The organism is Candidatus Saccharibacteria bacterium (assembly GCA_017983775.1).
Classification (GTDB): Bacteria; Patescibacteriota; Saccharimonadia; order JAGOAT01; family JAGOAT01; genus JAGOAT01.
The window spans coordinates 1-11,186 of the sequence record JAGOAT010000028.1 but is presented as its reverse complement, the minus strand read 5'-3'; the positions used below and the strand labels follow the sequence as shown (position 1 = coordinate 11,186).

Annotated in this window: 10 protein-coding genes and 1 tRNA gene; 7 read left to right on the top strand and 4 right to left on the bottom strand. The window is 39.8% G+C overall.

The genetic code is table 11. The features are described from left to right. On the top strand, positions 1-557 hold a 557-nt coding region (locus tag KA531_03585), incomplete at its 5' end, for an ABC transporter ATP-binding protein (GenBank protein MBP6005951.1). Positions 558-668: 111 nt separating this feature from the next. After that, positions 669-1,649: an ATP-binding cassette domain-containing protein gene (locus KA531_03580; protein MBP6005950.1), complete on the top strand. Its 981-nt coding sequence runs from the start codon at positions 669-671 to the stop codon at positions 1,647-1,649. 138 nt (positions 1,650-1,787) lie between these two features. Here the strand turns inward: KA531_03580 and KA531_03575 are convergent, their stop codons facing one another. After that, entirely contained in the window at positions 1,788-2,234 is a 447-nt protein-coding gene (locus KA531_03575) for a nucleoside 2-deoxyribosyltransferase (GenBank protein ID MBP6005949.1), read from the bottom strand. Positions 2,235-2,685: 451 nt separating this feature from the next. Between KA531_03575 and KA531_03570 the strand changes: the two genes are divergently transcribed. After that, positions 2,686-3,348 carry an HAD hydrolase-like protein gene (locus KA531_03570; GenBank protein MBP6005948.1) on the top strand — a complete coding sequence of 221 codons (663 nt, stop codon included), beginning with the start codon at positions 2,686-2,688 and terminating at the stop codon, positions 3,346-3,348. Positions 3,349-3,424: 76 nt separating this feature from the next. Here KA531_03570 and KA531_03565 read toward each other — a convergent pair whose 3' ends face one another. Next, positions 3,425-3,760, bottom strand: coding sequence for a nucleoside triphosphate pyrophosphohydrolase family protein (locus KA531_03565; protein MBP6005947.1), 336 nt, complete (start codon positions 3,758-3,760; stop codon positions 3,425-3,427). A gap of 94 nt (positions 3,761-3,854) precedes the next feature. Between KA531_03565 and KA531_03560 the strand changes: the two genes are divergently transcribed. Further along, a complete protein-coding gene (locus tag KA531_03560) occupies positions 3,855-5,627 on the top strand; it encodes an ABC transporter ATP-binding protein (protein ID MBP6005946.1) in 1,773 nt (590 codons plus the stop codon). Here KA531_03560 and KA531_03555 read toward each other — a convergent pair. Further along, entirely contained in the window at positions 5,616-8,495 is a 2,880-nt protein-coding gene (locus KA531_03555; GenBank protein ID MBP6005945.1) for a hypothetical protein, read from the bottom strand. The genes KA531_03560 and KA531_03555 overlap by 12 nt on opposite strands. Before the next feature lie 161 nt (positions 8,496-8,656). Continuing rightward, positions 8,657-8,833 (bottom strand): integrase core domain-containing protein, encoded by a 177-nt coding sequence (locus tag KA531_03550; GenBank protein ID MBP6005944.1) that lies wholly within the window; start codon positions 8,831-8,833, stop codon positions 8,657-8,659. 72 nt (positions 8,834-8,905) lie between these two features. Here KA531_03550 and KA531_03545 point away from each other — a divergent pair, with 72 nt between their 5' ends. From KA531_03545 to KA531_03535, 3 genes are all read left to right on the top strand, one after another. Beyond that, entirely contained in the window at positions 8,906-9,631 is a 726-nt protein-coding gene (locus KA531_03545; protein ID MBP6005943.1) for a hypothetical protein, read from the top strand. Positions 9,632-9,838: 207 nt separating this feature from the next. Beyond that, entirely contained in the window at positions 9,839-10,918 is a 1,080-nt protein-coding gene (locus tag KA531_03540) for a hypothetical protein (protein MBP6005942.1), read from the top strand. A gap of 67 nt (positions 10,919-10,985) precedes the next feature. Then, positions 10,986-11,076 (top strand) — tRNA-Leu (locus KA531_03535). The last annotated feature ends 110 nt before the right edge of the window (positions 11,077-11,186 follow it).

Here is an 11,186-nt window from a genome sequence, read left to right as displayed (position 1 = left end):
GAGTATATGTGGTTATTGTTATGGCACAGGTTGCATCTAGCATTGCCTCTGGTGATATAGAAGCAGCTAAGAGGTATACGCTTATTTACCTTGCTACATATGTCATAGAAGCAATTATTGGTACGCTTGGTGAGCTTCTGTCTATTAAAACCGAGAACGAGCAATATGGGCGACTTATGGTCTCATATCACAAGAAGCTTATTGGCAAAGATATGTCTTTCTACAGAGATAATCAAACAGGCTATCTTGCTAGTGTGTTTCGGCAATACCTTGATGCTGCAATGCTGCTTATTAGATTTTGGCGAGGTGAGGCATTGGGCGCGATTATGTCGCTCACTGTCCCTGCGGTAGTACTTCTTATCGCCTCCCCAAGAATAGGGTTGGTCGCTATGTTGGTCATTCTTGTTCAAATAGTGTATATAGTCTGGTCTTCGTCCAAAGCGAACAAATACCGTCAGATGTCGCACGAGGTATATCGAAAAGTAACGGGAGAGGTGTCTGACCAGATTACAAATATTGTCGCTTTTAAATCTGGCGGTGTAGAGCGAGAGGCTTAAAGTAAGGTTGCTTCGCTTGTCAAGCAAGAGACGCATACGTTCTGGCTAAGACGCAAAACAGCTGCACTACTCGATTTACCAAGAAACATCATAACGGCAGTAGGTGTATCTGTGGCGGTTTACCTGATTATCGTTGGTGCCAATCCTAGCGATCCCGCCTCACTTGGACTTATCGTACTGACCCTAACCTATATGCTCCAGATTATCAGAAATGTCGCCGCGCTACCTGATTTAGTTGCAAATCACGACGATTTGGTAACAAAGCTATATCCAACATTAGATTATCTTGGCAGTGATTATGAAAAGATACAAGACCCAGAAAAGCCCAAAAAGCTCAATATCACAAAAGCTGCTGTAGATATCTCCAAGGTTGGCTTTAGCTACCCGTCACACTCTAATAATGGCACTAGCATATCCGTTTTTAACAATCTTGACATACACATAGTGGGTGGTGAACAAGTGGGTGTAGTCGGTTTAAGCGGAGCTGGTAAGAGTACTTTAGCCAACCTTCTTCTCCGTTTTGACGAGGTACAAAGAGGGATAATCAGCATTGACGGCACTGATATACGGGACGTAAAACAGGCTGAACTAAGACGCAAGATTGCATATGTGCCACAAGAGCCGTTGCTCTTTCATAGAACAATCAAAGAGAATATCGCTTACTATAATGACGACATAAGCGAAGAAGAAATAATAGCAGCTTCGAAAGCCGCTCACGCACACGAGTTTATCCAAAAATTACCAGATGGTTATGACACTATGGTTGGAGAACGAGGCGTTAAGTTAAGTGGTGGTCAAAAACAGAGAGTTGCGATTGCACGAGCTATCCTTAAAAAGGCACCAATTATACTTCTTGACGAAGCAACGAGTGCACTTGACAGTGAGAGCGAACAAATCATACAAAAGGCACTTCCTGAGATATTAGGTAAGCAAACCGCCATTATTGTCGCCCATCGACTGAGCACGGTTTCAGGTCTCGATAGGATTATTGTTATGCACGAAGGCAAGGTTATTGAAGACGGTAACCACCAACAACTATTGAGACTAAAAGGTCGCTACTACTCACTTTGGCAAAAGCAGACCAATGCATAGTCTAGTTTTCGCAGTTCAGGATTAAGTTTAGGGGGTGGGCGAAAACAACACAGGCACTTGACAAGCCCTTGTGTCGTAAAAAAATCACCTCTACCCCTGTTGGTTCATGACGTAGAATCTATGTTGTGTGACGTATTGCTAAGCTAGAACTTGCTGTACATTTGTGACAAGGTTCTCAGGGCTTTCGTACTCAACGTATGCAACACGGCCAAGATTTACAGCACCTTGATTGAAGTAAGCTAATTCAGAACCTGTTTCAGTAGCAAGAACCACTTGCTTACCTTTGGCTTCAGCATAACCGACTTCATATTGCAGACCAGCGGAGATTAAGCCTGTGGGCAATAGTGCAAGCACTACGTCAGACTCATCTATTTCGGCTAAGTCCTTTTCTACCCCTACTTCAGGAGGTACATCACTAGCGATGATCCAGTTTTCGTGCTCAACAGCACAGAATACCGTATAACCACCAAAGGTGCGTAAAGTGTCAATTATAGTCTCTACCTTTTCACGGTAGTCTGGGTTAACCTCGCCTGTTTCGTAGTTAACATGGCCTGAGAAGCTAGTAGCTAGAAATAATCTGTTCATTGAGATATATTATACAACAATAATGTAGGGTATGCCACCTGTTTTCACTACTAGATTCAAAACTCTTCGGTTAAATAATAACATTAGTAGGCATAGTTTGCTTCTAACAGCTGTTGTGACCTCTGCGCCGTAGTTATTTGAGGAAGTCTAAATACGGTCTGATTTTGTTTTTCAAATAGCCACTGTGCTATCTTATAGATGAGTTCAAAAGTAATCGCTTTCATCCGCACCAAACGACATTTCAATAGCTTTTACTAAGCTCGAAAAAAGGCTCTTTCCAGATTATGGAGAGCCTTTTTCGTTGTCTAGGCTTGGGTTCAAGAACAAAATCCTTGCAACTCGGTCTTTTTCGATTGCTGAACCTGCCCCCATAATTGCCAGGAGCTAGTTTTGCTAGACAAGAGCCATGTTATTTTGCTACTGCTTGTATGTTGACAGGAGGTAAGAGATAATGCTCTATATGAGCCAGTATATTAGCGATAACATAAAAGCAGTTCTTTTCGACCACGATGACACACTAGTCGGGACTATTAGTGCTAAGTGGGCACAACACAAACACGTAGCGCGAAAATATTACGGTAAAGGGCTTACAGATGATGAGATTGAGTTGCACTGGGGTAAGCCCTTGCAAGAATTAGTCTGTTTGCTCTACGGGACTGATGATGTTGATCAAGCTATGGCAAATAACACTGCTTGTCATCAGAATTTCCCCAAAGAACTATTTACCGCCTCCATCCCCACCCTGCAACACTTAAAAGCTACTGGTAAGCTTGTGGGTATCATTACCGCTACAAGCCGATTTAGCTTTGAACACGACTTAACTACACACGCTATACCTCAAGATGTATTAGATTACACACAAACAGCTGATGACACATCTCATCACAAACCCGATCCTCGTGTCTTCGAACCTGCACTAGCATGGCTTGAAGCACAAAGGATATCACCCGAAGAAGTATTTTACATCGGTGATGGCCTACATGATATGAAAGCGGCATTAGGAGCTGGATTCAACTTCTTGGGTGTTGAAACAGGCTTAGTAACGGCAGAGCAATTTACCGAGAACAACGCCATAAGTATACCAACGATCGCTGATTTGACCAACAGATGTTAGTAATAGATTCAAATGACTCCTGTACCAAGGATTAATATACCTTGACTTCTTATCAACCATAGACCAATAAAGTATATCAGCGATTGTCTCCACTACCCCTGAGCTTGCCTCTTTCCTGACGAGACTTCAATTTCTTAGAATTCTTGATTGCTACTTCTTCTAAGGTGATACCAAATTCGTCTGCCAAAACTGCTAAATACCATAAGACATCTCCTAATTCCTTGGTCAAATCATCCAAATCTAGGGCTGAGAAATCTGCATCATGATCCCTGGTTATTTTCTTAAATTTTTCTAGTATTTCACCCACTTCTCCACCAAGACCCAAAATCCAGTGATATATATCAGTATTTCTACTGCTCGAAGACTTCAAAGCTGTTGTCAGGGCTATCTTCTGATAAGTATTCAGATCCATGTGGTTAATTATAGCATAACATCATAACCTACACTTCACCTCACACTCAAATTTGCCTAAATAAAATATTGTTAGTAAAATTACAATTAGTAATATGACAAAAGGTCGAGAAACTACAAAACAAATTCATAAGCTATTCTGGAATGCAACTTTAACCGACAAGCCTTCTTTTGTAATATGGTTATTCACCAGACCCCCTGCTACTTTAATTTACGAAATTCTAATCCCACTATTTATGGCTTATGCCTTGCAGGCTATTATTACTAAGCACTTTGATCAAGTTGGCCAATACGCTTATTGGATCCTTGGTCTAGGAATCACCTATTGCATACTCTGGGCAGTAGGAGGAATTGCGATTTCCAAGACTGGTAGTAGTGGAGTTGAGCAAATCCAAAAAATAGTATTTAGTAATTACTTGTCAAAAGACTACGACTTTTACAATAGTACTTTTCTAGGTAGTCTTGGTGCCCAAGCTATAGCGTTAAAAGATGCTCTTATCAGGTATAATCAATTGATACTAAACCTGGGCTTAAAGCTAGCAATTACTATCATCTCCAGTATTTTGATTATTGCCTATCAATCAATTCCCTTGGTTTTGCTAACCTTAATTACAATGTTAGTTATTCTGAGCTTTACTTTGCTAAGCGGAAAGTGGAGGCTAAAATATCGCAGAAAACTAAGTGAGATCAATAGTGAAGTGGCAGGCCTAGTCGGAGACATTCTTGGTCACGCTGTCACAATCAAGAGTTTTGCAAAAGAATCGTATGAAATGTCAAGGGTGGCTAAACCAATCAAAAGCCAATCCATACTCCAAGACAAGGCATGGCTCACATCTATCCCGGATGATATTGGCCGGATACTACTAGCCACTGTTACGACTATACTTTTACTTATCACGACATCTAGACTATATCAAAATGATTCCATTTCTATCGCTGTTGTCATCCTAATCCAATTTTATGTAATCAAGCTAATCAATTCCACCCAAGCAGTAGCTGAGGTGATTAAAGAATATGAATCAATCATGGCTAGTGCCCACCAATCCATAGTTACTTTTTTAGTTCAGCCAACTATTCTGGACAAGCTGAAAACCAAACAGCTACCCAAAGGTACCAAATTTAATATAGAATTAAAAAATCTCAAGTTTCGCTATCCTGATGCACCTAAAGATGTATTTGCAATTCAGGATTTTAATCTTTGTATCAATCATGGAGAAAAGATTGGCCTAGTTGGTTACTCCGGTAGCGGTAAGACCACCCTAACAAAGCTCCTACTGAGATTTCAAGATCTTAATAGTGGCAAAATTGAAATAAGTGGGATTGATATTCGTGACCTAGCTCAAACTGAGCTTAGAAGTAATATCAGCTATGTGCCTCAGGAACCACTACTATTCCACCGGAGTATTTTTGACAATATTGCCTATGGCGATTCAGATGCGGGTATAAAAAAAGTCATGGCGGCTGGGCAATTAGCTTTTGTAGATGAATTTGTGTCAGAACTATCAAATGGCTACTCTACTCTAGTAGGTGAAAGGGGAGTCAAGTTGTCTGGTGGTCAACGCCAACGTGTCGCCATCGCCAGAGCGATTCTCAAAAATGCACCTATTCTAGTGCTAGATGAAGCTACAAGTGCCTTAGATAGCAAGAGTGAACAGTATATCCAAAAAGCTCTCTGGAATCTGATGGGAGATAAGACTGCGATTGTGATAGCTCACAGACTAAGTACTATTCAGCAAATGAACCGGATTATCGTAATGGACAAAGGGGAAATTGTCGAAGTAGGCACTCACCAACAGTTAATTAATCAAAAAGGTATCTACGCTAGCCTCTGGCAACACCAAAGCGGCGGGCATCTCTCAAACTCCTGAGAGAGTTCGGGAGTATTGCCGAACTCTCTTTCTTTCTGTACCACTTAGTGCATCCATAAGATCGGGTTCTTGCACTAGGTTTAGAATAAATTGTTCGATAGTCTCTATTGATATATTCTTTTGATTGACATCGACATAATCCTGCCAACTTTTTTCTGAATTTGGATCACTAAACGCAGTAAAAGTCAATTTTGTATATATCTCATAAACTTTATTCTTTAATAAAGTACGCCAAATACGATTATATTGATCACCAGAATACCTAACAGCAGGACCCATTTTCTTCATGCCAAAAAATATTAGACTCAATGCTAATAATTTTTCTATATTATCTCTATCGAACAATTTATTACCCTTATCGCCTAAACGTGTTTCAGAAAAATATGTATCATATCTGCCAGCGGTGTTGAATGGTGTAGAATCTACTATTTCTCCCCCCCTGGTAGTATTCCAGGCATGTGCTTCTCTGCTAGAAAGTAGACTTGAATCACTAGCACCTGATTCAGGTCTATTATAGAAGCCAGTCACAAGAGCTAGTCGAGAACCTGGATCTGTCATACCTATAGTGCTATAAAACATGGTAGCTGCAGCAGTGTTACATAGAGATCTATGGAGATCAATTGTCGCCCTAACAATCTTCTCTGGAGTCAATTTTTGATTGCTCGTATCAGAGGTAAGTGGCTGCAAATCGTATTCGCCACTCTGCACCCAATCTACCATTAATTGCATAACTTCATAATCTGTCTTACCCTGAAATACCTCAGGGCGGTACTCTTGCCATAAATCCAAAACTGTTTGAAATAACATTTTATTACTAAAGCTTTCGAATAATTCTGAGTAATCTTCTGACCAATATCTTATCTGATCCTCATTGTTTAGACTTTTAGTCGCTTGAGGTATTAAGTAATAGACAAGATCTTTTGGCTCATAAGAACTGTCTTCCGGTAATGCCAATACAGCCTGCCCGTTGGACAGCTTCGCAATACCGAATTGATAATCTGGGCTGGACTTATCATGTGCAGCAATAATAGAATAACCTTCTAGGATCGGTACAGGTAAATATGTTAATCTTCCCTGAAGATTGGATAGATTATCTGCGAACATAATATTAGGATTACGTTTTAGGGTTACCTCAATATATGAATCCGTTGAATCGCTTGGCACCCGTGGTATATAGGTATTATCATAAGAACCTTTTTGACGTGATTGATGACTAAATTCTGTACCTAATATATCATCACCAGTTAACACCGAGTTAGACCAGTATCCTTCCGAGGAGGCTTTTCCAGTTACTCTAAGGTTTGCCACAATCGTATTCGGTATTTTAGGATTAACATTCCCAAGATTTATCTTACCCAACTCTTGATGTACGCTTTGTACATCATTACTGGTATTTGATGGTTGACCCATTACCTTATCAACAAGACCCTTAACTACTTTATATGATGGCTCCTCCACCCCCCTAAAAAGACCATAGACCTGATCATAGGTAGTAACAGCTGGGTTATCCGAATCAACGGGTACTGTGTCTCTTGCAGCACCTAAGGCCAATGATGCAGAACCCCCTAACATAGAGCCCATTAATCCCGCTAAAGCTACCCTGCAAAGTCTCAAATTAGATATTCTTGAGTATAAAGTAGTATCCGGATCACCACCAGATAACGTTATAGCATCGAGCATACTACGAGCTAAGCTCTTGGTATTATTTTTCGGCTTACTAGGCAAGACATTCTCTTGAGATCTATCACTCTGATACCTCACCAGTTTAAGAGCTAACTGATATAATAATGCATTTCTTTGCTGAGTATTATTGAGTCTATCATAATCAGGAAAAGTATCACCCGAGACAATTTTATCTAGTTGAAGCGCTTCAAGTAATGTAATTTCACGTATTAATCCGCCATGCCTGTCGAAAAACTTAGCTTTTTCTTCCACTAAATCAATTTTTGGCCTAATCCATCCGGCTCTTTTAATTTTAGTCTCAGAATCTGTGCTACTTAGCACAGTATCCCCCGGATTCATAATAATATATAATTCTTCATCCCCCCTATAACCAACTTTCTGATAATCAATTTCTTCTGTGGAAACGATTTTATTCATATAAGATTCTATTTCCCTGATAGCTGCCTGTCGACTGAGTGAATTATTGATATCTATTGTACGTAATGTATGTAATAAATTGTTATCTCCTACATGTGAAGCAAGAAGCCTTAATAATTCACTAAATTCCCCTTCCTCTGTATGGTGTTCAATATCATTCGGTAATTCATCTATATGGTAAGTAACTAGTAACTGTTTTTCCCCGTACTCATGAAGTGTGGGAAAACCCAAATTCTTCATGTAAGAAGTCATATTATGCGTAACAATATTTGGGTCACTATCTGGTTGATTAGTTAGGTTGATAGTCACATAATCCGCGTTCGTCTCATGGGCGATTTGAATAACCGCTTGCATAAACTCTGAATTAACAACAGCACTTACTGTGGGCTGAATATATAAGTATCGAGTCTCCACATCATCTGAATTATCGGTAGTAAAGATCTCTACTAGCCCAATACCATCCACCTGACGGGACTGCTTATCCAAATATGGCTGATTGAAATATGCATCTCTCGTTTTTCTTCTTTTTCTTTTTTCACTAATAACCGTGCTCAACGTTGTTGCAACCCCTACTAAAGCAGCTGATAATAGGTTTGGAGTTTTTAAATTTAAGTTCAGAATATCAGATGACACTCCATGAAATAATAAATACGTTATAAAAAACGCCCTCAAAGCCGAACGCATCTCTACACCATCGAAGTTATTATCTCGCTGTATTCCAGCAGGACCTAACTCTGATGTTTTTCCTATATTATCAGACTCCAACATCACAATATTATAATATAAAAGTGAATTTTAGTCAATATTAAATACAGAAGCAATTATCTATTTACCACCACGTAAAAATGTAATTTGAAGTGTCCAGTTCCTTCTGGTAAAGAAATAGGTGTGTAAAGCCCTCCATTCAATGAACAGCTATTCTAACACCTCTAACACTTATTTTGTCTTGGTTTGAGTATTGGTTGGTTATCTTCTTTTGCCTTATCATTGGGGGAGAAGTATCCTAGAGCTTGATGAGGTCTAGTTTGGTTGTAGAAATCTAACCAGTCTTGAATAGACTTGTTGTTGTTTATATGGGGAAGGGGACAGTTTAGGACGCCTACCATTTATGTTGCAAAGGTAGTGGATGATTACAATTATATTTACACATAAGGATATATATGCTATAGTACACCTTTATGAGTAATCCAGAAGCTGAAGCAAGTAAAATACCAGATTTTGCACCAACTATCACTTTTGATCGTAAAATTAAAGAGCTATTCGATGAGCATAATCTGGATCTGACAAAGCTAGATATAGCCTATGAGCAACTGCTTGCCTACTATGAAAGATTACCCCATCCCTCGAAACCAGGAAATCTAGAGGGTTTACTAATCCACTTTAGTTCTGATGCTGTCCAGCGTCCATATGATGCATACTTGCAAGGTTTATTTGAACCAAACTTCCAGCCAGATGGAAACCCCGTAATTACAATTTATTTGGGATCAATTTTGTCTAGCTCCGATTCTAAGGATAATCCTCATCACACCCCAGAAGAAATAATCAATAATACACTTACGCATGAGCTAGTTCATTATTCCCAAAATCACATGTATCCCAAGACCAATCATGATGTATTAGCCAACAAAAGAATGAGAATACGTAGCTTTCTTAATACTCATATATCTGACATTGTGGTTGGTTATATCGCAACTGCATTTACAAGAGCTACAATATTCGATAATATGAAATCTTTAATAGCTGGGATAACGCTTGGTTCTATATCTAGTCATTTAAATAAGCCAAACAGACAATATTCAAATGATCTATTAAATTATCTACTATCCCCAGAAGAAGTTGATGCCAAATTCTATGAATCCAGTACAACTGAAATTGTTAGTTTAGATTCAAAACGAAAAGAATAACCCCTTTTGGGGATTCCCTCAAACTAATCTAACTCATTATCATAAATCCTGCCTCCCTAATGGTATAAAATCTGTCCAAGGTCTTTCGATCTTGTGTACTACTCCTATCCTCCATACCCCCCTATAACTTGTATCGAACTATAAACATTATTTCTCCGAGCTATTGGCAGTGATGATTTTGCACCAAAATTACTATAAGATATAGATATGAAAAATAAACTTCGATGGCTGATAGTTACTTTCCTAACGCTGATCACAATCACTACACTGATTAAAACGATCACCAATTATCATACAACTCTCGAAGTCAAGCACCTTCCCAATACCTTTGTCTTTGACCCAAGTACTAAGGAAATCTATCAGATAGGGATAGACAACAAAAAGCATCTCTTATTAATTGATCAAGCATTGGCCAGCTATGGACTTAATCCCGACAATCTTAAGCTAGCGACCAAGGCTGACCTTAGACTTAGCAGGGGTATCGACATCTCCTACAGGGAAGGTACTATTCTCTTATCCCAGGATCAATATTATTTGATTGAGGGCAAACAAATAGTAGTCAAACGTCCGGTCAGTATAGAGCTACTGAGTGGATTGGGCTATCAAATTGATCGGATACAACAAGTGACACCTGATAAACTTCCAGAAGCCACTGGAGACCCCTATCAATTATCTGGTCTTCATCCGGAAGGAAGTTTGATCAAGAGCTCTGAAGCTACTTTTTTGATCGAAAATCGACAGCTTCGGAGATTTGCCGATCAATTTATTCTCGATAGTTACCTGGCGGAATCGGATAGTATTCTGCCTGCCTCCGAATTAGACCTCAGATTACCCAGAGGCAATGATATGGAACCAAGGCTAGGTAGTCTATTTAGAACCGACAATCAAGAATACTACACCTTGGTCAAAGAGGATGGATATATTAAGAAGAAAGCCTTTAGTAGTCCTACGACCTACAGGGGTCTTGGCTATACTCCAGAGGAGGCCAGTCTAGTGGATATTACTCAGTTACCTATCGAGAATACTCAACCGATCATCTACAGTTATCTGGGCAAGAGCAAGCTTGCACCAGTAGCAATCCTTGAAAAAGAGAGTAATCAGCTTTATGATGCTTCAGCCTCGATTGATGATCAGGGGATAGATAGGTATTATTGGCAAGTCAATCAAAGTCTGGATTGGCTGGAGGGTAATATCCTCAATTTGACTGGCGACCAAGATCCAACTACTATCCGACTGATAGTAGTCGACAAGAACGGACTAGTTGATAGTAAAATACTTGGACTCTAGATCCAATTGATAATTTGGCTTTTGTTTTAGTATGATAAAATAGACTTACTCAGTACAATAAACCATTGCGGATGTGGTGAAATCGGTAGACACGCTAGGTTCAGGTCCTAGTGGAGGATCAAAACTCCGTGGAGGTTCAAATCCTCTCATCCGCACCATTTTGGGAAAAGAACGGAAATTGCCGCCCTCTGGGGCGGTTTTTTCTCTGGCGGCGCGCAGCGCCTGCCAGCTGTTTTTCTGGGGGGAATGAGATTTGGCATCGCGGGAC